A 25,509-nucleotide genomic window follows, 5' to 3' on the forward strand; every position below is an offset into this window, starting at 1 on the left:
AAGCCGAAAGAAGGATCAATCAATTTTGAAGGGAAAAATATAGCGGGAATGGCGGCCCCGGGCATTGTAAAGCTGGGGATTTCTCAGGTGCCGGAAGGTCGGCGAATTTTTGCGAATATGACTGTATTAGAGAATATTGAGCTGGGAGCTTATATTCGCAGTGACAAAAAGGAAATTGCCGAAGATATGAAAATGGTCTTTGAGCGGTTTCCGCGTCTCAATGAAAGAAAGAGCCAGTTAGCAGGGACGTTATCGGGCGGCGAACAGCAGATGCTGGCCATGGGGCGCGCCTTAATGAGTCGTCCGCGGCTGCTGTTATTAGATGAACCAAGTATGGGACTTGCGCCGCTGCTCGTAAAAGAAATATTTTCGATCATCCAAGAGATCAATAAGACAGGAACGACGGTTCTGCTTGTAGAACAGAATGCACATATGGCTTTATCGATTGCGCATCATGCTTATGTATTGGAAACAGGCAGAATCACACTGTCTGGTCCGGCGGCGGAACTAGCTGCTAGTGAAGAAGTCCGCAAGGCTTATCTCGGCGGCTAAAGCGGCATGCTTTGACGGCTGCAATGGTTAAAGCAAAAGACTAATAAGGGGTGAGTGTCATGTTTGTAGCAAATCGGATGACGAAAGATCCAGTTACGGTTGCACCGGATATACCTGTTTTGGAAGCGAAGGAGCTATTAAAAACTCATCAGTTTCGCCGTCTGCCTGTTGTAAGAGACGGAAAGCTCGTGGGGATTGTTACAGACCGCGATTTACGGGCAGCTTCAGCATCGCCGGCTACGACTTTATCGGTTCATGAACTCAACTACCTACTTGCCAAAATGAAAGTCTCTGACATTATGAAGAAAAATGTGCTTACGATTTCCGCTGATGCAACCATTGAAGAGGCAGCTCTGATTATGTATCGGGAGAAAATCGGCGGCCTTATTGTCGTGGATGAGCAGAAGGCGCCTATCGGGATTATTACGGAAACGGATATTTTTAAATGCTTTGTTGATGTTATGGGATTGAACGAAGGGAAGACCCGCCTAACTATTGGGGTACCTGATCAGATCGGCGTACTTCATCAGATTACCGGCGTATTTTCTGAGCTTGGTATTAATATTGGCAGTTTAGCTTTGCTTGCTGGCCAAGGCGTTAAAAGCGAAATGATTATTCGCGCTGATATTGATGATTTGCCACTGCTCACAAAGAAACTGGGCGAAAAAGGCTACCCTGTACTTCATGTAGCACAGATCGGCTAAAAAGATTTACACCGATTTTTGAATATGCTAATATAATAAAATAGGATCAGACGACCGAACCTTCGGTGCAGTCGGGCTAAAGCAGCAGGAATCATCCTGTGGGACCACCTTAGTGTGGTATCCCCAGGATGATTTTAACTTTTTGGAGGGATAGGATGAATGCCAATGAAGCGGCTCGGTTAAAGAAAGGAGCTGCCCGACTTTCTGTAATATCCAATAGTTTACTTGTTTTAACAAAACTTGTTGTAGGCATCATGACAGGTGCTGTCAGTATCATATCAGAGGCAGCCCATTCCGCGGTCGATCTTATGGCGGCGATTATCGCTTTTTATGCCGTTCGTCATTCGAGCGTTCCGCCTGATGCGGATCATGCCTACGGCCATGGAAAAATTGAAAACATTTCCGCTATGGTGGAAGCTGTTCTGATTATTGCGGCGGCTTTATGGATTGTCTATGAGGCGGTTGATAAGTTCTATACAGCGGCGCCACCGGAAAATTTGCCTTATGGCATTGCTGTTATGGCGCTTTCGATCATCGTAAATTTTTTCGTAACGGATCGCTTGCTGAAAGTAGCGAAAGAAACCGAATCAGCAGCGCTCGAAGCCGATGCGCTTCATTTGCGGGCTGATATTTGGACGTCCATTGGCGTTCTCGTCGGTTTAGTTTTAATGGAACTTACTGGCTGGCATTTTATCGATCCGGCTATAGCTCTGTTTGTAGCGCTTATTGTATTTCGGGCGGGTTATAAAATGACGAAACAGAGTATGTATCAATTAACTGATGTAAGTTTACCGGCCTGCGAAGAAGCCAATATTGAGCAAATCATTTGCAGCCATCCGGAGGTCATTGCTTTTCATCGGCTACGAACACGACGCAGCGGCAGTTATCGACTGATTGATGTCCATATCATATTAAATAAGAATATGCATCTTGATAAGGCCCATGCTGTATGTGATATGCTGGAGCAAGAAATAAAGCAAAGCTTTGGCTTATGTGATGTGATTATTCATACAGAGCCTTGCGACTACCACGATGGCATTGGGGCTTGTCCTTTGCCGCCAGTGGAAGATGGAAAGGATAGACGGGAAGGCTAAGCCTTGGGCCGTCTATTTTTTTTAGCTTCAGGAAAGTGCCAGATTGCTCTTTGAGACTTTACGGTTCGTGAGTGGGGAAGGTCCGCGTTGCTTGCTATTGAGGCGGGATCTGGATCAGATTGAGTTGGCGATTTCCGTGGGATGAGCGGATCTATCGGAGTAGCGGATTTGACTGGATCTTGGGAGGCTAAGGAAGGCTCTATCAGTGGTTCAGCTTGGGCTGAACTTTTTTGAGCCGAAGATGGATCTACCAGTGTATCAGCCTCTGCGTTTTGTTCGGCTGGAGTTTGTCTGAGAATCGACGGCGGTGGTGTCATCGTTGGCGTTGGCGGAGCGGTTGTCATCGGCGGCGGGGCTGCTGCCGTTTTGGTTTTGACAGGATTTTTGGGTGTTAAAATGCCTTCTAGAGAAGGTTCCGGCCCTGGTTCATCGGGTACGCAGGAGCAGCGAACTTGATCAAGCAGACGGCGCAAGAGCTCAAGCTGTAAAATTTGTTCTCCTGTATGGTACGGCGTATCTACCGCCATATTGCGATTTGCCAGAATTCGAAATAAGTCGACAGGCGCACAGGTTACGCCAAGAAAGTCGCTGGTAAAGGAAATTTTGCACAATAGTAGATCGAGAAAAATATCAATCAACGTACCGGCGTTATCCATGCGCAGAACGGCTCGTTCAAAGACCTCTTTTGGTACGCCAGGTGTTCGCTGAATTTCCTCAGCGGCGCCAACGAGCAGCCTTTGGGAAGCGACGAGAACTTGATAATTTGGCATAACAGCGTTAATGTCAGCCATAATGGTTGTAATAATTTCCTGGGAAAGGTTAGCCAAAATCATCTCCTCCCTTCTGGTTTACTATATGAGAAAAACTGCAAGATTAGGACGGCGCTTTAGGCGGTAAGCAGGAATTTGCCTACTCTAAGTGGTAATAAGCATAAGATGTTTTTTCTAATAAAAGCAACTTAGGAGAAGCCATAGGTTGCTACGTATAAAGGAGGGTAAAGTGAGCGATATTATATCGGCAAGTGTACTGTTAGACATTGGCAGCCATTTGTTCCGGCTGGCCCTCATTGTAATCATTACCGTTTTTTCTTTGCGATTTATTGGCGTGGTCGTCGACCATTTGTTTATGCCGAAACCAGGGAGCACTTTTTTTTACTTGGAAGAACGGCGGGCAAAAACGCTTACAGCGCTATTAAAGAGTATTATTCGCTATTCTGTTTACTTTTTTGCCGGTATTTCCGTACTCCACGAATTTCAGATTGATACAACATCGATTTTAGCTGGTGCTGGGATTTTGGGGCTTGCTGTCGGTTTTGGTGCACAAAGTCTGGTGAAAGACGCCATCACTGGGTTTTTTATCATTTTAGAAGATCAATATTCCGTAGGCGATTATATTGCCTGTGGCTCCTTAGCGGGAACGGTTGAGGAAGTGGGCTTTCGCGTAACAAAACTGCGTGATGCGAACGGCATTTTGCATATTATTCCCAATGGAACAATTCAGCTTGTGAGTAATCATACGAGAGGTCATACGTTGGCGGTCGTTCTTGTACCTGTCAGCTATGAAGCGGATCTTGATCAAGTTTTTTCTTTGCTGGATCAGATATGCCACGATGTAAAGGAAGAACTTGATGTAGTTTTGGCTTTGCCGCAGGTTCTTGGCGTCGTGGAATTTAAGGAAATGAATCTCGTCATTAAAATACTCGCGCAGACAGTACCGCTACAGCAAGGAAAAGTTGAGACGCTGCTGCGTTATAAAATCAAGCAGGCATTTGAAGCGGCAGAAATTCCTCGTCCGCAGTTTTTTGGGCCTGAGGCAGTAAAGGAGAAGAAGTAGATGATTGTACGCTATGATGTAGGCGATGTAGTGAAAATGAAAAAAACTCACCCCTGCGGCGGCAGTGAGTGGGAGATTTATCGAACCGGAATTGATTTTGGCATTACCTGCTTGACTTGCGGTCGAAAGGTTATGGTGCCGCGCGTGAAATTTGAAAAGGCCGTAAAGACTATACTTAGAAAAGCAGGAGCGACCGATTCCAAATGATTTAGACGGACTGATTCGCTGGGGAGAAGAGAGGCTTTTCCCTGGCATTTTTCTGTGCTATGATAGCTTTATAGATTTTGAAGATAAAGGTGGAACTATTTGATGAGTACAAATTTAGAAGTCGGTATTGTCGGTTTGCCTAATGTGGGCAAGAGTACTTTATTTAATGCGATTACCAAAGCAGGCGCCGAGGCGGCTAATTATCCTTTTTGCACGATTGAGCCGAATGTGGGCGTAGTAGAAGTGCCTGACGAACGGTTGACTCGTTTGGAAACCATGTTTAAACCGAAAAAAACTACACCTACAGCTATGCGGTTTGTTGATATTGCCGGCCTGGTTAAAGGCGCTTCGACTGGTGAAGGACTCGGCAATAAATTTCTTGCCCATATTCGGGAAGTTGATGCGGTAGCGCAAGTCGTTCGTTGTTTTGCCGACGAAAATGTAACCCACGTGGAAGGCGGTCTTGATCCGCTTAGAGATATTGAAATTATTAATACAGAGCTTTGCTTAGCTGATTTGGAAACCGTGGAAAAACGGATGGAACGTCTTGGCAAAATGCTCAAAAGCGCCGATAAGAAAAAAGCGCAAGAAGAGCTGGATCTTTTGAATAAAGTAAAAGCTTCCCTCGAAGAGGCCCAACCGGCTAGACGGATTGGTCTGACGGAAGATGAAATAGCCGCTTTAAAGGAATTGACGCTTCTGACGTTAAAACCAGCCTTGTTTGTAGCGAACTTAGGCGAAGACGAAGTGGCTGAGCCGGAAAGCAATGCTAATTATTTGAAAGTAAAAGAATACGCCGAAGGGGAGCAGGCGGCTGTAATTGCCGTTTGTGCTAAGATCGAATCAGAAATTGCTGAACTCGATGATGAGGAAGCTCGGATGTTTTTAGCGGACTTAGGACTTACTGAGTCTGGTCTTGATAAGCTCATTAAAGCAAGCTATTCTCTCCTTGGTCTCATGACTTTCTTTACGGCAGGTGAACAAGAAGTTAGAGCCTGGACGATTCGTCGTGATACCAAAGCGCCGCAAGCGGCCGGAAAAATTCATACTGATATTGAGCGGGGCTTTATTCGCGCTGAAATCGTCTCTTTCTCTGATCTTATGGCGTCAGGCTCCAATCAAGCGGCGAAAGAGAAAGGCCTTGTTCGTCTCGAAGGCAAGGAATATATTATGCAAGATGGCGATGTTACCTATTTTAGGTTTAATGTGTAACTCTTTTTGCGCTTTTGCTTGCTTTTGATAAAAGAATGATCTATACTATATTAGTCAAGGACAAGTATCGGTTTTTTTTGGCTTAGGCCGAGAAACCCTTCCTGCCCCGCCACGGGGCCATTAGTCCAAAGGAGGAGGTGATTTCGTGAGAAAGTACGAAGTCGTGTTTATTTTCCAAGTGTTAGAAGAAGAGGCTACAAATGCAGTTATTGCTAAATTTGAAAACCTCATCACTAACAATGGTGGTGAAATCGAAAAACTCGACCGTTGGGGTAAAAAACGGTTGGCTTATGAGATTAAAGACGTTATGGACGGCTACTATGTATTGGCAACGTTCAATGCAGAGCCGGCAGTTGTTAAAGAACTCGATCGTGTAGCTAAGATTACTGAAGAAGTTCTTAAGCACATGGTTGTTAAAGTAGACGAGAAATAATTACAGGCCAGGGAGATGAAACCATGAATAAGGTTATACTAGTTGGTCGCCTTGCCCAAGATCCTGAAGTGCGTTATACGCAAACCGGCAAAGCAGTGGCATCTTTTTCACTTGCCGTAAATCGCTATTCCGGTCAAGGACAAAGCGAGGCCGATTTTATACCCATTGTGGCATGGGAAAAACTGGCCGAAATTTGTGGCAACAATCTAACCAAAGGACAACGGATCCTCGTAGAAGGTCGTTTAACGATCCGCTCCTATGAAGGCAATGATGGTCAAAAACGGCGTGTTGCCGAAGTCATTGCGCAAAATATGGAGTTCTTAGAACGAAAAGGTTCCCATGAGGCTAGTGGTGCTCCGGCGCCTAGCTCAAGTGCGAAACCCATTGACGCCAGTTCCTTTGGCAAAGAAGTCTTCCCTGAAGAGGAAATTCCATTTTAAAAGGGAGGTTATCACGTGAAGCGCGAAAGAGGCAGAAAACCGAAGAAAAAAGTTTGTAGTTTCTGCGTTGATAAAATCGAACATATCGATTATAAAGACGTTCCCAGACTACGCCGTTATACGACTGAACGCGGCAAGATTTTACCGCGCCGTATTTCCGGCAACTGCGCCAAACATCAACGTCAGTTGACGATTGCCATTAAACGGGCAAGAAACATCGCTTTGTTGCCGTTTACAGCAGAATAAATCGGATATACATCAAGAGAGCTCTAGTGAGCTCTCTTTTTATTTGACGAAATAAAAATCTTGTGTTAAATTTAATATAGTTAAAGTAAAAGCATTAAAATTTAACTTAACCGATCCCTTTTATTCCAGTAAAGAAGCCTCGCTTGCAGCGAGGCTTCTTTACTTATTTGTAACTTCAGCGGGATTAAACGCTAGCTTTAGTTTTTTTGAGTATTTTCCTCGCGGCATAAACAAGAATGGCTTGTCCTGTCGGCAAGGCCTCTTTCTTAAAGGTCATGTCAGGATGATGAATCCCTGGCGTCAAGTCACAGCCTAGGGCAAAGTAGCCTGCTTTTAGTGACGGTTTCTTCTTGATATAAAAGTGAAAGTCTTCGCCGCCCGTTGTTTTGAGTGGTTCGTGAAGTCCGTCTGGTCCATAAACGGCAGTAATGGCTTCTGCTAAGAGTGCAACCATATCATCTGTATACTCCGCGGCGGGTATTCCATTGTAGTTTGTTACACTGACGGTTGCCCCCACTGTAGCCGCCGCTGCGTGAATGGTTTGTTTGGCTTTTTCCAGTAACGCTTGCATTGTGCCATTGCGCTCAGAACGGACGTCCCAAGTGACTGTTGCTTCAGGCGGAATCGCATTGGTGACGCCGGAATCGCAGTTGAGCCTTGTGGCTTTAATGCTGTAAGACTCAACAGGATTCATGTGGATGGCATTGACAGCCATAATGGCGGCAGCTGCTGCATCAAGGGTATTGACGCCCAGATGGGGCCGTGAGCCATGGGCCGGGACACCGTGAAATATTGCCTCAAGGCGTTCTGAGGCGGCATGATACAAAGCTGGGACGGATTGCTTTATTGTGAGATCTTCGATTTGCCGTAAGTGAAGTCCTAAAATCATATCAACATCATCAATGGCGCCGCCTTCGATCATGGCCAGAGCGCCTGTACCGAGTTCTTCGGCTGGCTGAAACAGGATTTTTAACTTTCCTTGTTGGATTGAGGTGGTTTGAATCAACTCTTGGGCGGCAGCAAGCACCATAGCGCAGTGAGCATCATGACCGCAGCTATGGATCGCACACAACACGCCGTTGATTTTATGACCTAAAGCATCCATGTCGGCTCGTAAGGCTAGGGTGGGACCAGGCACGCCGCTGTCATATTCACCAACGAGTCCTGTGGTATGATTAATCCCTTTCGTAACGACGAAACCCGCTTGGTTTAATTTGTCAGCTAGAAAGGCCGCTGTCTTATACTCTTGAAAGCCTAGTTCAGGCATGGCGTGTAGTGAATCATATAATTTAATTACATTTTCCATAAAATCCCCTCCTTGCTAAAGTGTAATCAATCTAGTATAATTTAGCAATAATAAAAAGATTTATATAAACTGCATAATAATAATTTGCTACTTTTGTTTCCCCTACAATCTATATATAGGTGGATCTATCACAATATTATTAAGGGAGTGGATGAGATGGAGGAAGAAAAGAATACTTCTTCGCCGCAGAAATGGAAAGTCGGAATAGGGGCTTATATTGCACTGATTGCGGCAATTTTGTTTTTTTCTGGGCTATTTATGAAAGTGGAAGGCTTTAAATGGCTCAGCGCCTTTGACTATACGTCCTTAAGCGGCCAGTTTGGTACGATGAAAGATCCTGCTAAGGTGAACTTTATCGGCATCGGCGGGGCGAGTGCTAAAGCCGGATTTTTATTTGCTTTGTCCCTTGTACCTACCGTTATGCTAGCGCTTGGTTGTTTAGAAATTTTTTCCCACTACGGTGCGATTCGAGCGGCCCATAAGTTGCTTACACCGTTTTTGAAACCGCTGCTAGGAATTCCTGGACTTACGGGACTAGCCATGATTACCGATTTGCAAAGCACTGATGCCGGCGCGGCGCTTACGAAGGAACTCTATGATAATGGTCAGATTACGGAAAAAGATCTTATTGTAATGGGAGCTTGGCAATATTCTGGCGCCGGGTTAATTAATAACCTTTTTTCGATTGGTTCAGCCTTGTTCGCTTTTTTAACGGTTCCTGTTATTATTCCGTTAATTTTAATGTTTCTACTAAAATTTGTCGGCGCAGTGTTTGTCCGGTTTGTCTTGAATACAGTCTATAAGGGGGATTTTACTGATGAGCAGCCAGAACCAAAAAATTTCTAATAATCCTCTTGATATATTCGTCATTGGCGCCCGCAAGGGCTGGAATATCGCTATTAATAATTTAATGCCAAATGTATTAATGGCCTATGTGATTGCTGAAATCCTACGTATTTTGGGGATCATGGCCTTTATTGGTAAGCTCTTTGGACCGGTTATGTCTCTATTCGGTTTGCCTGGTGAGGCGGCTACAGTACTTATGACAGCTTGGCTTTCTTCATCAGCTTCGGTGGGGGTAGCAGTCAATCTAATCAATCAAGGGACGCTAAATGGAACGCATGCGACAATTTTGCTTCCAGCGATTTTCTTGATTGGATCACAATTGCAGTATATGGGAAGATTGCTCGGTGTAGCCGATGTTCCAAAAAAATATTGGCCTTTATTGATGTTGGCAAGTATTATTAATGCGGCTATTGCCATGTTTATTATGCGCTTTTTTGCTTAGAGCAGACCAGCCGCCGGAGCAATCCGGCGGCTTTCCAATGCTTGACAATGGATAGTTCCTTCGTTATGCTATAAAGAGTGTAAACGAACTCGGGCTAATACAATTTCTATAGGCAAACTTATTGAAAAATAAGGACGCAAAGCCATGGGTCTAAGGGTATTTCGCAAGGAGTACTGATGACTGCCAGGTTGCACTAGCACTATAGGAGACTTTGATAAGTCTTTTTTTTTATCGCAAAATTGGCGCTTTGTAATAAATCCTTATTTTCTTTTCAAGTACTCTCGAATTTCTTTACGCAAATTCAATGTAGGTATTAGGAGGAGAAGAAAATTGGATTTTATAGGACGGATTCGCAGCAGCCTGCAGGCAAAGGTGATTTGTTTGGCTGTACTCGCCCTACTTGTATCGCTAGGAGTTTTAGGTTGTCTTAATTTTTATACGGCTAGAAACCTTTTGGTAGACGACGCGAAAGAAGATTTGATTCACCGTGTAGACGGCTATAGCCAGGAAATCGGCCTGTGGTTTGATTCGCGCAAGCGGGAAGTATCGCTTTTGTCGACAAATCCGCTAGTGTTAGCAGGACCACAGCCGGAAACAATCGCTTATTTAGCGGCAGAAACCAAGCGCAATCCTATTTTTTCTCGGTTTTGGATCGTAGACCGCGCTGGCAACGGCGTTCACTCCACTGGTGATAAGACGAATATAGCGGATCGTGATTATTTCAAACAAGTAATGTCTACAGGCGAGGTTGTTGTTACTGACCCGATTATTTCTAAAGTTGACGGGTCAATTGTCGTATCGGTTGTAGCGCCAATCAGAGTAAATAATCAGATTGTCGGCGTCTTTGGCGGTACGGTAAACATGGACAGCTTAATCGCCCGCTTTGGCGAAATTAAAGTCGGACAAAGCGGTTATGCTTACGCCATAAGGACGGATGGTACTGTTATTATTCATTCTGATAAAAATAAGGTCCTTAAACAAAATACAATAACTGATCAGGATATTGAGGCAAAACTAAAACAAATTAGCGAAAAGATGGTGCAAGGTGAAAAGGGACTTGGCGATTATGTCTATGGCGGACAGGAAAAATATCTGGCCTATGCACCGATTCCAGGGACAAAATGGAGCCTTGGTTTAAATGTACCTGAAAAAGAAGTTACAGTTAAATTAAGACCATTAATGCTTTCCTCCCTAGTGACGAGTATTGTAATTTTATTGCTTACCTGCGCTGTTTGCATTTATGGCGTAAAGCGATTTACGCAACCGATTCTTCGCCTGAATGCAGCAATTAGCGAAGTGGCTCAGGGCAATCTTGTTTTGGTTGCCAGCCAAGCACGAAATATAAACGAAGCAGATCTTTCGCAGCGTGATGAGCTGGAACGAATGGTTGCACATTTTTATGGCATGGTTGCTGGACTGCAGAAACTAGTTAAGCAAATTATACATTCGGCGGAACAGGTCGCTGCTTCTTCCGAGGAGTTAACGGCAAGTGCCGATCAATCTTCCCAAGCAGTCAATCAGGTAGCTGCTTCGATCAGTGCTGTAGCGGCAGGGGCGGAAGGCCAAGCGGCGAGCATTGAAGAGGCGACAAGAGCGATTAGTCATATGTCATCAAGTATTGAGCAAGTATCTACTCATGCGTCAACTGTTTCTACTACCGCCGCCGACACCGCGAAGGCAGCCGAAGGCGGACAAAGCGCTATCGGCGCGGCAACAACGCAAATGGCTCATATCGAAATAGCTGTAACCGAATCGGCTGCAGTGGTGAGTAAGCTGGGGGATCGATCCCAAGAAATCGGCAAAATCAGCGATACGATTTCAGGGATTGCCGGACAGACTAATTTACTTGCTTTGAACGCGGCGATTGAAGCAGCTCGGGCGGGCGAAGCCGGTCGCGGCTTTGCCGTTGTGGCTGAGGAGGTACGTAAATTAGCTGAGCAGTCCGGTGAGGCGGCGCAGCAGATTGCTCAAATTATCAATGAGATTCAAACAGATACTGAAAAAGCCGTAGTGGCCATGAATAGCGGTACGGAAGAAGTCAAACGGGGCAGTGAAGTTGTTGCCGCCGCCGGTTCATCCTTTCAAAGTATTGTTGGATTCATCGAAACAGTATCACTGCAGGTACAGGATATTACCGCTGCGATCCAACAGACTTCCAGCGGCAGTCAGCAGATTGTCGCCGCGGCGCAGCAAATCGATAAAATTAGTCAGACAACCGTTCAGAAGACTCAGAATGTGTCAGCTGCCACACAAGAGCAATCTGCTTCAATGGAAGAAATTGCGGCATCGAGTCAGGCTTTGGCCAAGATGGCAGAAGATCTGCGTAGTTCTGTTGCTCATTTTAAAGTATAAATTGTTATAGAGTTAATAAAAGCTGTTTTGGTAAGAGGTTGCAAGTCTCTTACCAAGGCAGTCTTTTTTTGTTCTTCCGGCTTATTCTTGCATCGATCTGGTAAATCGGCTACGATAAATGTAACTTAGAAAAGCTATACAGCGGAAAGGGACGGTTTGATTGCATATTCGTCTAGGTTTATTGGGAGCAGAGGATTCGCTGCCGGTCATTGAAGCAGTCGCCAAGGATTACAAGGAGTTTTCTTGCCAGTCTTTTCGCTGGTCTAAGATTTCTGAAATTGTCTCAATACTGCAAGAGCATGATAAGGATGTAGATATGTGGCTGTTTGCCGGACGAATTCCTTATTTAACGGCGCAAAGCTGGGGTGGTTTGACTAAACCTTGCTTTCATCTTCCCTATAAAGGCGCTAGTCTCTATCGGACGCTTTGTGAGATTTTTTATAAGCAGTCGATCACAATGCAAGAAATTAGTTTTGACTCGATTCTCTATGAAGATTTAAAGCTTGTTTTCGCGGAATTGGGGATTGATGAGGAGCCGACTTATGTGAGGCCCTTTGTCGTGGGCATGACGGAGGCCGAAGGCGTCGATTATCATTACCGTCTGTGGCGGGAAGGAAAGACAAAGCTTGCGGTGACCTGCGCTTTTAATACGAAAAAGGGCTTAGAGCAACTCGGTGTTCCCTTTTATCGCGTCTTACCAGCCCGGTCAGCTGTAGAGACAGTACTTCAGTCGATGCTGCGTCTTGCCGAAATGGAACGAATGAAAGATGCGCAAATTGCTGTACAGATGTTTGCTTGTGACGTTGTGACAGATGCCGAGGGGGAGTGGCTGTCAGCAGATGATCTTTACCGTCGGGAACTAAAAATAACACAGGAGCTGTTAGCTTATGCGAAGGAAGTCCAAGGCTCTTTGAAGCATTCCACGGCAGGGCGTTATGTCATTTTTACGACGCGAGGCATGTTGTCTTTGGCTACGCAGGGGTTTACACAAAAAGCGATTGTTAAGGGATTAGAGCAGGCTCATTGCGGCATTGGGATTGGCCTATCGGCCTATGAAGCCGAATTTCACGGGGCAAAAGCCTTAGTGGCTGCTAAGCAGCAGGGGCAAGGCGCCTGGATGGTTTATTTTGACGACAAACGCATTATGGGCCCCTTGGGGCAAGCAGAGCAGCTCAGCTATTCCTATCACTCTGCCGCGCTGCAGACCATTAGCGACAAAACATCGCTCAGTATGGCTACACTCGAGAAACTGCTTGCTGTAAAGCGACGTTATCCCCGCAGCGAGATTAGCGCTCAGGAGCTAGCCAGTCAACTCAAAATTATGCCGCGCAGTGCTAGACGTATTCTTTTTGCCTTAGAAAGCAACGGTTATGCCGAGGCCGTGGGTGAAGAAAATCCCAGTTTGAAAGGAAGACCGCGGAAATTATATCGATTGATTTTGGAGCCGGAGAGTTGACTTATATTTTTGAGTTATAGTCTTTAACTTGACAGATTTGTTACAGGTATACTATAATCTCAATTAAGGACATAGCCTAAATGAGGCCTAAAATAAACAAATAGTGTGTTCATAAAAACAAAAAAGCCGTTTAATCCCGTTCTGTTTGGCGAATTAGACGGTTTTTTTTTAGCACTATGCGTTTTTACCAAAGGAGGAATTTGTATGAATCAGCAAAAAACAGTCGCCTTTTCGTATATCGACGGGCATCGTGACGAAATGATCAGTTTATGGCAGGAACTTGTTACCATGGAGAGCGGTTCGCTGCACAAAGCGGGTGTAGACGCTGTGGCGAAACGCATTGGACAAGTCTTAGATGATGTTGGTGCAAAAACAGAATTTGTTGAGTTTGAACAGGCTGGCAATCTGTTAGTAAGCCATGTTGATGCAACAACAGAGGCTCCTAGTGTAATTTTTATGGGACATATGGATACGGTTTTTAAAACAGGTACTGTAGCGCAGCGGCCTTTTTGCATTAAAGACGGCAAAGCTTATGGCCCTGGCGTTCTTGATATGAAAGGTGGCATTGTAGCTTTTTTATATGCTTTAAAAGCTTTAAAAGCAGCAGGCTATGATAAACGGCCGCTAAAAGTGCTCTTAGCTGGCGACGAAGAAGTGGGACATGAACATTCGACGGCGGCAAAGCGTATGATGGCTGAAGCTAAAGGAGCGGCAGCGGCTTTTAACTGTGAAACTGGGTTTATTGATGACGGCATTGTTGTTGGCCGCAAAGGTACGGCTCGCTTTATTGTAGCTGTAAAGGGCGTGGCTGCTCATGCTGGCAATGATCCGGAAAATGGCCGCAATGCCATTATTGAATTGGCTCATAAAGCGATTGCAATTCAAGCACTTACGGACTGGGAGGAAGGGACGACAGTGAATGTCGGCGTAATCAGCGGCGGTTCTGTTGCCAATGCTGTACCGGAACATGCGCAGATTGTCGTAGATATTCGCTATAAAAAACCGGAAGCCATTGTAAAGATGGAAGAGTCGATTCGCAGCGTTGCAGCCAAGACTTATATTGAAGGAACGACAACGACGGTAACGCGCCGTCCTGGAATTGAAGCCATGGAAACAACGGCAGGTGTAAAAGAGCTGTTTGCTCTTGTGGCTAAGGTTTATGAAGAAAATGGTTTCGGTAAACCTTATGAAAAAGCCGTGGGCGGCGGGGCCGATTCGGCTTATACGGTTATGGCGGGAGTACCGACTGTCTGTGCTATGGGCGTAAAAGGCGAACGCAATCATAGTCCGGAAGAGTATGCGTTAGTAGAAAGCTTGTTTGAACGGGCCAAGCTTTTAGCAGCTTGCGTATTGGCGCTTGATTGAAGAGAAAGGGGAGCATAAGGCTCCCCCAAACTATATAACAAACTATATATAAGGAGAGGTTTTCATTGACAGAACAAAATGAACAAGCCTTGAAAGTTACCTGGAAGGGTTGGCTTTCCTTGGCCATTCTCGTAATTTCATTGTCAGGTATATTTACGAGTGCACCAGCTCCCTGGAAGGCCCTTGATTTTATGGTACTTACTGGTCAATTTGGCGAAGTTGCTAAAGGTATTATTTTTACGGGGAAAGGCGGTCTTGGGGCAAAGGACGGTTTTATGTTTGCTTTAACGCTGATTCCTACCGTTATGTTTGCCCTCGGATCGATTCAGGTTGCTGAATCGCTTGGCGCTTTGCGGGCGGCGGAGCGTTTGTTTCAACCGTTATTAAAGCCACTTTTAGGGATTCCTGGCGTAAGCGGTCTAGCTTTTGTTAGCTCCTTTACGAGTACCGATGTGGGCGCCGTTATGACGAAAGGTCTAGTGGAAGATGGTCTGATTAGCGATAAAGAGAGAACGGTTTTCGCCTCCTACCAATTTGCCGGCTCAGCTTTTATTGTGAATACCTTTGGTACTGGCGGGCCGCTTCTGCCCATTAGTGTGCTGCCCATTGGTGTTTTGCTATTAGTTATGTTTATTTCAAAAATTATTGGCACAAATATAGTACGTTTTTATCTGAACTGGCATGAAAAAAAAGCAGTGAAAGGATTGGAAAGTCATGGCTGAAGTGAAACCGACCGAAGATGCTCTTCTTAGTTTAAAACCAAGTTTAATTGAAGAATTTGTAAAAGGCGCGAAAAAAGGGTTTTATGTCGGTGTGGAAATGATTGCACCGGCCATGGTATTTGCTTATGTACTCATTTTATTTCTTAATCTAACAGGCATTATGCCGATTGTCGGTAAACTGCTTGGTCCGGTTATGGCGCTGTTTGGTTTACCTGGTGAAGCGATTGTTGTGCTTACGGCCGCGTTTTTTGCCAAGGCTGCAGGTTGTGCGGCGGCAGCTACACTGTACGCCAATGGCGTTATTACAGCCGCTGAAGCAACCATTCTTTTCCCAGCCTGCATTATTATGGGAACCCTTGTGGGGAATTTTGTTCGTGTTGTACTTGTATCAAATACGAACCGTAGATGGCAGCCGCTGCTTCTAGCAACCGCGTTTATTGATGCGGCTATTGGCATGTGGCTGACGAAGTTACTGCTCTTGTTCTTCTCCTAAAGTTCTTGGCGGTGCTTTGCTTGCATTAGGCCGACTAAGGTAGTGGTACTGGCAGTTTGCGGCGACGTTGACAGCGCTAGCTCCCTATGGGACAATAAAGAAAGAGTTTATTTTAGGGAGGGATTTGCCCATGGATTATGATTTTATTTATCGCCGTCATAGTGTTCGTCAATTTACCGAAGAGCCTGTCAGCGAAGCCTTAATTGAAAAGTTGGTGCAGGCGGCAACGGCGGCACCGTCAGGCAAGAATAAGCAGAACTGGCACTTTGTTGCAGTGACAGATCCAAAGAAAATCCAAGAGATTGCCCGCCTGGTGGAAGCAGAAAACAGTCGTTTGGCCGGCTTTTTAACTGATGAAGCGAAAATTAAAGCTTTTAAAGGTACTGTCGCCTATCATACCGTGTTTAAAGGGGCGCCTGTTTTGATTCTTGCTTATGCCGGACCCTATGAAACAGTCGGTACGATGCTGGCGGAAGCCAAGGTTATGGCGAAAGAAGAATTGCATCGTTATTATAAACCGAATCCAGGCATTCAAAATGTGGCCGCTGCTATGGAAAATCTGCTGTTGGCTGCAGCCAGTGAAGGTTTGGGAACATGCTGGATGACAGGGCCTACTTACGCAGCGGAAGCCATTTCAAAATATATTGGTTTTGAAAAAAGTGGCTATGACCTTATTGCGATGACGCCGCTGGGCCATCCGGCATCTGATAAATTATCGTCACCGCCGCGTAAAGCTGTTGCAGAAGTACTCACTTTTATTCGGTAATTTCCCGGAAATAATATGATTCAGACAGGACTTTACGGCCGCTGCCGCAAGGATTCTGTCTGTTTTTTTATAACAAAGATTATTTCTTGCAAAAATCTATTTTTAGCGCTATGATAGTTTGGAATCAAAAAAGCAGGAATGAGCCTTCTTTCCTCCGAATGATACACATACATATGCTGTAAAAGGCGGCTTTGCAGGAAAGACCGCTGAAGGAGGCCTCAGGGTGCTTCATCAGGAACCGGATTTATTAAAGAAAATCAAATTAATGGATTGGCTGAAAGCGCAGTTGGCCGTAGGCGTCGGACAGGTCTTATCCGCTGCTGCCGAACGAAGTGAAAATCTGCTCTTAGAAGCTCTCGCTTCGTTGGCTGTTACTGTCTATATTTTGGCCCGCCGTATGGGAATTGATTTTTCTGTTTTAGAAGAAGCTATGCTTCAGAAAGTTAAAAATTTAGGTAGACAATCTAGTGAGTTAGAGCGGCAATTCGGTGATTATAGCCAATTGGAACGCTATTTACGACAGAAGAGGTGAATTCATGAAGTTTCGCTCCACAACGCCGGTTGTTGAGAGCGGCATTTTGTCCGCTCTGGCAATTATTTTTGCTTTTATCAGCGCCTATTTACCGGTATTCGGTATTTTAATTGGTTTTATCTGGCCAGTACCGATTATTTTGCTTGGCGTACGGCACGGCTATCAATATAGTATTATGGCCACTTTAGTGGCTGGGCTGCTTATTGCCCTGTTGATTCATCCCCTACAAGCTCTATCTGTTGTTGTCGGCTTTGGCCTCATCGGGATTGCGTTAGGCCATGCCTTTCGCAGTCGTTACAGTCCGGCGAAAACCCTCATGGTTGGTTCCGCTGCTTCGCTGATTTGTAAACTGGCAGTTCTAGCTATTACGGCGCTGATGACAGGTGTCAATCCGCTTCATATGCAGATGGAAGCTTTTGACACGGCTATTTCCCAGACCATGAGTTTTTATCAAAATATGGGATATAATGAGGCTGATTTACAGAAGATGACTGAGACAATGACGGTCGTAGTCAACTTAGTAAAAGTGATTTTGCCGGCTGGGTTGATCATGGCGTCAGTTATGGATACACTTTTAAATTACTGGCTGGCTAAAAAGGTTTTAAAGAAACTCGGTTATGTTTATATGGGTCTGCCGCCCTTTCCATCGTGGTGTCTGCCACGTTCCATTTTAGTTCTTTTCTTAGTGGGGCTAGGAATGCTGCTATTAGGCAGGGCCAATGAAAATGAACTAGTTACGATGATTGGCACGAATGTTCAGGTGGTTGGCAGTGTACTGCTATTAGTGCAAGGTTTGGCGCTATTTTACTTTCTTGCCGCAAAATACAATTTGTCAAGGTTCGTGCGAGGGATTATACTTGTTTTGATTCTAACAAATGGATTCTTTACGCAGATAGTCATTCTTGCTGGAGCGTTTGATATGGCTATTGATTATCGCCATTTGCGCTCCCCGCGCCTGAAGTAAACGGGAGGTTTTGGAAATGTCGCAAGGCCCTTCCTTTTGGTTTGATACGAGAATTTATCTTTCCGTGGCCGCACTGCTCCTAGCAGTGATCCTGTTTTACAACCAATATGCAGCTGTGCTTGGTGCAGTACTGCTCTATGCACTCTACTTGTATGGTCGGGAGCGTCATTTAGAGCGGCAGCGGGCTTTGACTGCTTATATGGAATCGATTACAACTCATGTAGATGAAGCTTGTCTGTATGCATTGCAGGGGCTGCCTGTGGCGATTGCCCTTGTTGATAAAGACGGGCATATTCATTGGTGCAATCAGGTATTAACAGAATGGACGAAGGGGCAAGGCCGATCAGGACTCAATATTTTTGATTTTTGGCCAGATCTGCCCTTAGATAGCCTAAAGGAGTTAGCCGGTTCTTTCACCTTTTCGGCAAAGTCTAGTCATTATCAGGTTCTATATCGTGTCACTAGCGGTGATGAAAATACCCTTCGGCTGTTTTATGTCACTGACATTACGGAAAAAGAGACGCTCAGGCTTAAGGTCGAGGCGTTGATGCCTGTTTTTACTTATATACAAATTGATAATTATGATGATGTCTTAAAAGGACTCAATGAAACGCAGAAAACGGCAATTTTAGGCCAAGTCCATCAAAGACTTGTTGAGTGGGTTTCTGGCCTCAAGGGATCTTTAAAAAAATATGCCGAAGATACCTATGTGGGTGTCTTTAATCACCACGCTTTAGAAAAACTTTTGCAGGATCGTTTTGAAATTTTAGATCAGATCCGATCCATTCAAGGCGGCAATAAAATTCCGCTTACGCTGAGTATTGGCGTTGCATCAGGCGAAGAATCGCTGTCGGAGCTCGATGAACGCGCTCAGGCTTGTTTGGATCTTGCTTTAGGGCGAGGTGGCGATCAGGCGGCTGTTCGTATTGATAGTAAAGTGCAGTTTTACGGCGGTAAAACGAAAGCGATTGAAAAAAATACGCGGGTGAAGGCGCGCATGGTTGCTCAGGCGATTCGGGAAACCATTGGTGATGCCGAACTTGTATTAGTCATGGGCCATGTGGCCGAGGACTTTGACTCCCTTGGGGCTGCGTTAGGCGTAGCCAAAATGGCTCGCGTACTGAAAAAACCGGTTCATATTATTGTGAGTCCTGCTTGTATGGCCGTAAATAAATTATTAGATTTGCTGCCGGATTATCCGGAATATGAAGATTTGTTAATTACGCCGGAACAAGCCAATGCGTTAGTTGTAGATCATACCTTGCTGTTTGTGGTAGATACGCACAGGCCGGAAATGACAGCGGCGCCAGATTTGCTTAAAGAAGTGGGTAAGACGATTGTTATTGATCACCACCGGCGTAGCGAATCTTTTGTGCAAAATCCCTTGCTTGTCTATTTAGAGCCGTCTTCTTCATCGACAAGTGAGCTGGTTACTGAGCTTCTCATGTATTTTGATGATAATGTAGATTTGACCCGGTTAGAGGCGTCAGGCCTTTATGCGGGGATTATTGTTGATACGAAACATTTTACCGTGCAAACAGGTGTAAGAACTTTTGAAGCGGCTTCTTATCTGCGTCGGTCTGGCGCGGATCCTTCAATTGTACGCCACTTGTTCCGTATGGACTTTGAAACCATTCGTTCCCGGGCTGCTATATTAAATAACACAGAAATTTATCCCGGCGGGATTGTCATTGCTGTGTGTCCGGAGAATATAAAAGATGCGCAAGTCGTAGCTGCACAGGCTGCTGATTTGCTCCTTGGCATTGAAAGTGTCAATGCTAGCTTTGTACTAGTCCCTGCTGGTGATTCTATCGGTATCAGCGCTCGTTCTGAAGGCAAGATTAATGTACAGCTTGTCATGGAATCGCTGGGCGGTGGCGGTCACCAGATGGTTGCCGGTGTGAAGGTCAAAGGTATCACAGTGAAGGAGCTGAAAAATAAGCTCTTGACCATTGTGAATCAATATTTAGAGGAGAGTGAAGTAAATGAAAGTAATTCTACAAGCAGAAGTTAAAAAACTCGGTAAAAAAGGCGATATTATAGAGGTTTCCGAAGGATACGCTAGAAACTTCCTCTTGCCGAAACAACTTGCTGTTGTGGCTACTGCGACGAATGTGAATACGGCAACGCAGAAGAAAGCTTCGGAAGAACGCCGCGCACAGCAGCAGCTTGACGAAGCTAAGGTTATGGCGTCGCAATTAACGAAAGTGAGCGTTACTATTGCCGCTAAACTTGGTTCAAATGGTAAATTATTCGGTTCGATTACGGCGCAAGATGTAGCTGACGCGCTAAAAGAACAGTATCAGATTGAGATTGATAAACGTAAAATTGAGTTAAAAGAAGCTGTAAAAAGCTTGGGAACCTATCCGGTCGTAATTAAAGTGCATCCGGAAGTGACCAGCCAAATTGAAATGAAAGTTACCGCAAAAGAATAAGCTTTTTAGCTGGGATAACTCATAGGAGAAAGGAATTAGTATGAAAAATTTTTTTAATAAGCTGGTTCAAAAAATGCCCTTTTCTGATAAATTAGATGCCGATGAGCAATTAAAACGGCAGGTTGCTTCCTTGTACCAGCTTTATTCCGGGATTATCGGTACAGATCGCCTTGTGCTTCGCGCTGGTAAACTGGATGCACTGACTCTTATGAATAGCGACGATATCCGTGAACGGGTTTTGGCGCTGCAAAAGCTCGTTTTTGAAGACCCCACCGTGGAAAAGACTCCTACGGCAGCTGAGATTCCCGCAATTTTAGAAGAAATTGAGGAAGAGTTAGCTGACCTCATGGCGCGCCGCGTTGTGGAGGAGCGAATTGAGAAAAAGATTGCTGATAAGATGGATGAACGCCATCAAGAATATGTAAAAGAAATAAAAATGCAGGTTTTAAAAGAAGAAAACAATGTGGAGAACCCTCAGACCCTGAAAAAATATGCCGAGCTCGAAAAGCTAGAGCAAATCAAACTGACAAAATCCCTTATGGAGCTGGTTCGGCCTGCTTCCTTGGCTGAGATTGTCGGTCAGGAACGGGCTATCGAGTCGCTACGGTCTAAACTGGCTTCGCCCTATCCGCAGCATTTAATTCTGTACGGACCGCCCGGTGTTGGCAAAACGACAGCAGCTCGTCTCGTACTGGAAGAAGCGAAAAAATCGAAAGTAACCCCCTTTAAACCGGAAGCTCCTTTCGTAGAAGCGGATGGCACGACGTTGCGCTGGGATCCGCGCGATATGACGAATCCGTTGCTTGGTTCGGTTCATGACCCGATTTATCAGGGGGCGAAGCGCGATTTAGCGGAAAGCGGCGTGCCGGAGCCGAAACCAGGCATGGTTACAGAAGCTCATGGCGGGATTTTATTCATTGATGAAATCGGCGAGATGGATTCAATGTTGCAAAATAAACTCTTAAAAGTCTTGGAAGATAAACGAGTTCATTTTGATTCGGCTTACTACGATCCCAGTGACGCTGGTGTGCCCAAATATGTCAAGAAGCTCTTTGAAGAAGGCGCTCCTGCCGACTTTATCTTAATCGGTGCAACGACTCGTGACGCTTTTGATATCAGTCCAGCTATTCGATCACGCTGCGCTGAAATCTATTTTGAACCGCTTACACCGATGAATATCGAAGAGATTGTTTATAATGCAGCGAAACGTCTGGAAGTAGAGATTGAACCTGATGTGCCTCGGATTATCAGTGAGTATACGATAGAAGGCCGTAAGGCCGTCAATCTGCTTTCTGATGCGTACAGTCTCGCGCTCTATCAGCGCGGTGACAGCGACGAGAAGCTGATCATTACGGCAGATGATCTGTATAAGGTCACGCAGGTAAGCCGTCTCAGCCCCTATGTCAATCAAAAAGCTTCTTCTGTCGCAGCTGTAGGTCGTGTATTCGGTCTTGGTGTGGCCGGGTATCTCGGCTCGGTTATTGAGATCGAAGCAGTAGCTTTTCCGGCTAGTGAAAAAGGCAAGGGTAGTATTCGGTTTAATGATACGGCTGGCAGCATGGCGAAAGACTCGGTGTTTAACGCCAGCGCTGTTGTTCGAAAAATTACTGGTGAAGATGTCAGCAATTATGACATTCATGTCAATGTGATTGGCGGCGGCAATATTGATGGGCCGTCAGCTGGAACAGCCATACTTTGCGCGATTATTTCAGCGATTACCGGACGAAAAGTTCGTCAGGATGTCGCTGTAACTGGTGAAATCAGCATTCAAGGACAGGTCAAGGCTGTGGGCGGCGTTTTTGAAAAAGCCTATGGCGCCAAGCAGGCCGGAATGACAACTCTCGTGATTCCGCAGGAAAATCAAAAGGATATTTCTCCCGACCATCTTGATCTTACTATTCATGCTGTCGATACAGTCGAACAAGCTCTTGATATTCTGTTTGTTCCCTGCAACGAAGCGAGCGCCTAAGGGCAAATCGGGAGGAATGTATTGTGATTGATCGCGTACCACCCCAGAATGTCGAGGCGGAGCAGTCCGTTCTGGGAGCCATGCTCATCGAAAAAGAAGCAATTTCCAAGGTAGCCGAGTTTTTGCGGCCCGAAGATTTCTACCGGGAGGCGCACCGTGTCATTTATGATACGGTGCTTGACCTCTTTAATAAAAATGACGCTGTCGACTTGATAACGATTACGGAAAGCTTGCGTCGTGTCGATAAGCTCGAGAGTGTTGGCGGTATTTCTTATATTACCTTTCTGGCCAACAGTGTGCCGACAGCGGCGAATGTACTATATCATGCTCGCATTATTGAAGAAAAGTCACTGCTACGTTCGTTGATTAATGCGGCAACTGATATTGCCAGCATGGGTTACGAAGGCAGCGAAGAAGCGGGTCAGATTCTTGATCAAGCGGAAAAGAAAATTCTTGAAGTATCAGGCCGTAAAATGGGTTCTGATTTTACACCCATTAGTACGATTGTTATGGATGCTTTCAACAAGATTGAACAGCTCTATGCTTCTAAAGGCGGGATTACCGGATTGCCTACAGGCTTTAAAGATCTTGACCGCTTAACCTCGGGACTGCAGCCTTCCGACCTTGTTTTGATTGCGGCGCGACCTAGTATGGGAAAAACGGCATTTGTACTTAATATTGCGCAGCATGTGGCGATTCGTGAAAAGAAAGCTGTCGCCTTTTTTTCTTTAGAAATGTCGAAGGAGCAGCTTGTACAGAGAATGCTCTGCGCGGAAGCGCCGATTGATGCGCAACGGCTGAAAATCGGTGAACTAGAACAAAATGATTGGACAAAACTTGTGCGAGCCTCAGACAGGCTTTCCAGCGCGCCGATCTTTATTGATGATACGGCGGGGATTACTGTACTTGAAATGCGCTCGAAAGCAAGGCGTCTCAAGGTAGAGCATGACTTGAAGCTCATTATCATTGACTATTTGCAGCTTATGCAGGGGAGCAGCGGTTCTAGCCGCAGCGAAAACCGACAACAGGAAATCTCTGAGATATCCCGATCCTTAAAGGCATTAGCCAGAGAACTTCATGTGCCTGTGGTTGCCTTATCACAGCTCAGCCGCGGCGTAGAATCGCGTCAGGTAAAAAAGCCGATGCTCAGCGATTTGCGCGAATCTGGTTCTTTGGAGCAAGATGCTGATATTGTTGCTTTTCTATATCGGGAAGACTACTATGATCCTGATACAGAACGAAAAAATATTACGGAAATTATTGTGGCAAAACATAGAAATGGTCCTGTAGATACAGTGCCGCTGTTTTTCCACAAGCAGTTTACCAAGTTTTCCGATTTGGCGAAAATGCCAGGATAAGCGAAGCCACAGGCTTCGCTTATTGTTTTGTTGCGTAGACACATTTTGGCGATTTCAACCCCGAAAATTCCAAATATGTTATATATAAACTTTTAAAAAAGCGTTTTTGTCTGTTGAGAAAACCCAAACGTTATTTCCTTTATAAAAAGTACGAACGATATAATCTTAATGGTTATGAATATTCGATTTTTGATTGACAGGGAAAAGGGTTAATGATATGATATTCAAGGGATCGAACGCGCATACATTTTTGTGTTCTATTTACCTAAAGACAGCATAAAATATATTGTTGTGATTTTCGCACCTGCTTAAATAGCGTAGGGCGATTTTTGGTCTGCACAAAAACTGAAGATGTCGATGCCGAGGTTCACGTGGGTACTGTTTGCGGCATGTCGACACAATTATGGCTAGATTTGGCCGGGAGAAAGAGGGTAATGTGATGTCAACAGTAGTAGTTATCGGTACACAATGGGGCGATGAAGGCAAAGGCAAGATAGTAGATTATTTGGCAGAACAAGCCGATGTAGTAGTTCGTTCACAAGGGGGCAACAATGCGGGGCATACCGTTGTAGCCCATGGCGTAGCCCATAAATTGCAGTTATTACCTTCGGGAATTTTATACAAAGGGAAAACTTGTCTTTTAGGAAATGGTGTTGTTATTGATCCAGCAGCGCTGATTACTGAAATCAAGAACATGGAAGCCAAAGGGATTACAACACAAGGTTTGAAAATCTCGAATCGGGCCCATGTTATTTTACCTTACCATCGCTTACTTGATGAAGTAGAAGAAGAAGCGCGTGGCGCTTTTAAGATTGGTACGACGAAGCGAGGGATTGGTCCTTGCTATATGGATAAAATGGCGCGAATTGGTATCCGAATTGTTGATTTAATGGATGAAGAAGAATTTAGCGCTAAATTGAAACTGAATATCGAAACTAAGAATAAGCTTTTGAAATGTGTTTACGAGGTCGAAGGCTTCGATTATGAAACGGTTCTTAAGGAATACCTAGAGTATGCTGATTTCTTACGTCCTTACGTGGCTGATACGTCTTATGCTTTAAGCAAAGCGGTAAAGGCTGACCAAAAAATTCTATTCGAAGGTGCCCAGGCGACGATGCTTGATCTAGATCATGGCACGTATCCTTACGTAACTTCTTCTAATCCGATCGCTGGCGGCGCTAGTGTCGGCTCTGGTATCGGTCCTAGCAAAATCCAACAGATCATCGGCGTAGTAAAAGCTTACAGCACTCGTGTCGGTGAAGGTCCTTTCCCGACCGAACTTCACGATGAAGTCGGCAATAAAATTCGTGAAACGGGTCATGAATATGGTACGGTAACAGGTCGCCCTCGCCGTTGTGGCTGGCTTGACGCTTGCGTAGTCCGCTATGCCGGACATTTAAGCGGTATTGATGCTATGGCGATCACGCGCCTTGATATTCTTGATGATCTTGATACGGTAAAACTCTGCGTGGGTTATAAATATAATGGGGAAATGATTGGCGAGTTCCCAGCCAGCTTAAAAGTTTTAGGCGCCGTAGAACCCGTCTATGAAGAATTCCCTGGCTGGAAAACTTCAACCTGTCATATTCGTAAATATGAAGATTTGCCGGAAAATGCCCGTAAGTATTTAGAACGTCTGAGTGAAGTTGCTGAGATTCCCTTGGGAATTGTGTCGGTCGGTCCAGATCGGGAGCAAACCATGGTTTTAAAACAACCATTCTAAGCTGTTAACGGCGAAGAAGCGGACACGAATACTAGATAACTGGCAAGAGGCCTGTAAAA

26 protein-coding genes and 2 riboswitches are annotated in these 25,509 nt (G+C 45.2%); of the genes, 24 read left to right on the forward strand and 2 right to left on the reverse strand.

Features of this window, described 5'->3' with window-relative positions; genetic code table 11:
* The 3 genes from AC0NJP_RS15620 to AC0NJP_RS15630 all read left to right on the forward strand — a co-directional run.
* On the forward strand, positions 1 to 552 hold a 552-nt coding region (locus AC0NJP_RS15620), incomplete at its 5' end, for an ABC transporter ATP-binding protein (protein ID WP_474700364.1).
* A gap of 59 nt (positions 553 to 611) precedes the next feature.
* Positions 612 to 1,256, forward strand: a complete 645-nt coding sequence (locus AC0NJP_RS15625) for a CBS and ACT domain-containing protein (RefSeq protein WP_474041156.1) — start codon at positions 612 to 614, stop codon at positions 1,254 to 1,256.
* A 32-nt stretch (positions 1,257 to 1,288) separates the two neighbouring features.
* A riboswitch (NiCo riboswitch) is annotated at positions 1,289 to 1,365 on the forward strand.
* A gap of 46 nt (positions 1,366 to 1,411) precedes the next feature.
* The gene (locus AC0NJP_RS15630; RefSeq protein WP_474700365.1) at positions 1,412 to 2,350 is read left to right on the forward strand and encodes a cation diffusion facilitator family transporter; all 939 of its coding nucleotides are present in this window, start codon (positions 1,412 to 1,414) and stop codon (positions 2,348 to 2,350) included.
* Here the strand turns inward: AC0NJP_RS15630 and AC0NJP_RS15635 are convergent.
* Positions 2,347 to 3,177: a hypothetical protein gene (locus AC0NJP_RS15635; protein ID WP_474700366.1), complete on the reverse strand. Its 831-nt coding sequence runs from the start codon at positions 3,175 to 3,177 to the stop codon at positions 2,347 to 2,349. The two genes, AC0NJP_RS15630 and AC0NJP_RS15635, sit on opposite strands and share 4 nt — an antisense overlap.
* 172 nt (positions 3,178 to 3,349) lie before the next feature.
* Here AC0NJP_RS15635 and AC0NJP_RS15640 point away from each other — a divergent pair, with 172 nt between their 5' ends.
* The 6 genes from AC0NJP_RS15640 (at position 3,350) to rpsR (ending at position 6,721) form a co-directional block, all read left to right on the forward strand.
* Positions 3,350 to 4,183: a mechanosensitive ion channel family protein gene (locus tag AC0NJP_RS15640; RefSeq protein WP_474700367.1), complete on the forward strand. Its 834-nt coding sequence runs from the start codon at positions 3,350 to 3,352 to the stop codon at positions 4,181 to 4,183.
* Entirely contained in the window at positions 4,184 to 4,390 is a 207-nt protein-coding gene (locus AC0NJP_RS15645) for a DUF951 domain-containing protein (protein WP_474040937.1), read from the forward strand.
* 102 nt (positions 4,391 to 4,492) lie between these two features.
* Positions 4,493 to 5,602, forward strand: a complete 1,110-nt coding sequence (ychF, locus tag AC0NJP_RS15650; RefSeq protein WP_474040936.1) for a redox-regulated ATPase YchF — start codon at positions 4,493 to 4,495, stop codon at positions 5,600 to 5,602.
* Positions 5,603 to 5,747: 145 nt separating this feature from the next.
* On the forward strand, positions 5,748 to 6,035 hold the full coding sequence (gene rpsF / locus AC0NJP_RS15655) for a 30S ribosomal protein S6 (RefSeq protein WP_474040935.1): 288 nt from the start codon (positions 5,748 to 5,750) through the stop codon (positions 6,033 to 6,035).
* A 23-nt stretch (positions 6,036 to 6,058) separates the two neighbouring features.
* Complete coding sequence (locus tag AC0NJP_RS15660; protein ID WP_474040934.1) at positions 6,059 to 6,475, forward strand: single-stranded DNA-binding protein; 417 nt, start codon at positions 6,059 to 6,061, stop codon at positions 6,473 to 6,475.
* 15 nt (positions 6,476 to 6,490) lie between these two features.
* Complete coding sequence (gene rpsR / locus AC0NJP_RS15665) at positions 6,491 to 6,721, forward strand: 30S ribosomal protein S18 (protein WP_474040933.1); 231 nt, start codon at positions 6,491 to 6,493, stop codon at positions 6,719 to 6,721.
* A 184-nt stretch (positions 6,722 to 6,905) separates the two neighbouring features.
* Here the strand turns inward: rpsR and AC0NJP_RS15670 are convergent, their stop codons facing one another.
* The gene (locus AC0NJP_RS15670; RefSeq protein WP_474700368.1) at positions 6,906 to 8,027 is read right to left on the reverse strand and encodes an amidohydrolase; all 1,122 of its coding nucleotides are present in this window, start codon (positions 8,025 to 8,027) and stop codon (positions 6,906 to 6,908) included.
* 156 nt (positions 8,028 to 8,183) lie between these two features.
* Here AC0NJP_RS15670 and AC0NJP_RS15675 point away from each other — a divergent pair, with 156 nt between their 5' ends.
* The 15 genes from AC0NJP_RS15675 to AC0NJP_RS15745 all read left to right on the forward strand — a co-directional run bounded on the left by AC0NJP_RS15675 (position 8,184) and on the right by AC0NJP_RS15745 (position 25,450).
* Positions 8,184 to 8,873 carry a nucleoside recognition domain-containing protein gene (locus tag AC0NJP_RS15675; RefSeq protein WP_474700369.1) on the forward strand — a complete coding sequence of 230 codons (690 nt, stop codon included), beginning with the start codon at positions 8,184 to 8,186 and terminating at the stop codon, positions 8,871 to 8,873.
* The gene (locus AC0NJP_RS15680) at positions 8,845 to 9,315 is read left to right on the forward strand and encodes a YjiG family protein (RefSeq protein WP_474700370.1); all 471 of its coding nucleotides are present in this window, start codon (positions 8,845 to 8,847) and stop codon (positions 9,313 to 9,315) included. Before AC0NJP_RS15675 ends, AC0NJP_RS15680 begins: the two co-directional genes overlap by 29 nt.
* A gap of 101 nt (positions 9,316 to 9,416) precedes the next feature.
* Positions 9,417 to 9,511, forward strand: a riboswitch (cyclic di-GMP riboswitch).
* Positions 9,512 to 9,645: 134 nt separating this feature from the next.
* Positions 9,646 to 11,667 (forward strand): methyl-accepting chemotaxis protein, encoded by a 2,022-nt coding sequence (locus AC0NJP_RS15685; RefSeq protein WP_474700371.1) that lies wholly within the window; start codon positions 9,646 to 9,648, stop codon positions 11,665 to 11,667.
* Positions 11,668 to 11,827: 160 nt separating this feature from the next.
* Positions 11,828 to 13,123 (forward strand): hypothetical protein, encoded by a 1,296-nt coding sequence (locus tag AC0NJP_RS15690; protein ID WP_474700372.1) that lies wholly within the window; start codon positions 11,828 to 11,830, stop codon positions 13,121 to 13,123.
* Positions 13,124 to 13,327: 204 nt separating this feature from the next.
* Complete coding sequence (locus AC0NJP_RS15695) at positions 13,328 to 14,488, forward strand: M20 family metallopeptidase (protein WP_474700373.1); 1,161 nt, start codon at positions 13,328 to 13,330, stop codon at positions 14,486 to 14,488.
* A gap of 65 nt (positions 14,489 to 14,553) precedes the next feature.
* On the forward strand, positions 14,554 to 15,210 hold the full coding sequence (locus tag AC0NJP_RS15700; protein WP_474700374.1) for a nucleoside recognition domain-containing protein: 657 nt from the start codon (positions 14,554 to 14,556) through the stop codon (positions 15,208 to 15,210).
* Positions 15,203 to 15,703 (forward strand): nucleoside recognition domain-containing protein, encoded by a 501-nt coding sequence (locus AC0NJP_RS15705; RefSeq protein WP_474700375.1) that lies wholly within the window; start codon positions 15,203 to 15,205, stop codon positions 15,701 to 15,703. Before AC0NJP_RS15700 ends, AC0NJP_RS15705 begins: the two co-directional genes overlap by 8 nt.
* Positions 15,704 to 15,833: 130 nt before the next feature.
* Positions 15,834 to 16,469 carry a nitroreductase family protein gene (locus tag AC0NJP_RS15710; RefSeq protein WP_474700376.1) on the forward strand — a complete coding sequence of 212 codons (636 nt, stop codon included), beginning with the start codon at positions 15,834 to 15,836 and terminating at the stop codon, positions 16,467 to 16,469.
* A gap of 223 nt (positions 16,470 to 16,692) precedes the next feature.
* Positions 16,693 to 17,001 carry a MazG-like family protein gene (locus AC0NJP_RS15715; RefSeq protein ID WP_474040923.1) on the forward strand — a complete coding sequence of 103 codons (309 nt, stop codon included), beginning with the start codon at positions 16,693 to 16,695 and terminating at the stop codon, positions 16,999 to 17,001.
* Between the two features lie 4 nt (positions 17,002 to 17,005).
* On the forward strand, positions 17,006 to 17,965 hold the full coding sequence (locus AC0NJP_RS15720; protein ID WP_474700377.1) for a YybS family protein: 960 nt from the start codon (positions 17,006 to 17,008) through the stop codon (positions 17,963 to 17,965).
* A gap of 16 nt (positions 17,966 to 17,981) precedes the next feature.
* A complete protein-coding gene (locus AC0NJP_RS15725) occupies positions 17,982 to 19,979 on the forward strand; it encodes a DHH family phosphoesterase (protein WP_474040921.1) in 1,998 nt (665 codons plus the stop codon).
* The gene (gene rplI, locus AC0NJP_RS15730) at positions 19,951 to 20,400 is read left to right on the forward strand and encodes a 50S ribosomal protein L9 (RefSeq protein ID WP_474040920.1); all 450 of its coding nucleotides are present in this window, start codon (positions 19,951 to 19,953) and stop codon (positions 20,398 to 20,400) included. Before AC0NJP_RS15725 ends, rplI begins: the two co-directional genes overlap by 29 nt.
* Before the next feature lie 40 nt (positions 20,401 to 20,440).
* Positions 20,441 to 22,369, forward strand: coding sequence for a Lon family ATP-dependent protease (lonC, locus tag AC0NJP_RS15735; protein ID WP_474040919.1), 1,929 nt, complete (start codon positions 20,441 to 20,443; stop codon positions 22,367 to 22,369).
* A gap of 23 nt (positions 22,370 to 22,392) precedes the next feature.
* Positions 22,393 to 23,727, forward strand: a complete 1,335-nt coding sequence (gene dnaB / locus AC0NJP_RS15740) for a replicative DNA helicase (protein WP_474040918.1) — start codon at positions 22,393 to 22,395, stop codon at positions 23,725 to 23,727.
* Positions 23,728 to 24,166: 439 nt separating this feature from the next.
* Positions 24,167 to 25,450, forward strand: a complete 1,284-nt coding sequence (locus AC0NJP_RS15745) for an adenylosuccinate synthase (protein ID WP_474700378.1) — start codon at positions 24,167 to 24,169, stop codon at positions 25,448 to 25,450.
* Positions 25,451 to 25,509: the final 59 nt, after the last annotated feature.

This window comes from Pelorhabdus sp. sgz311002 (assembly GCF_056134285.1).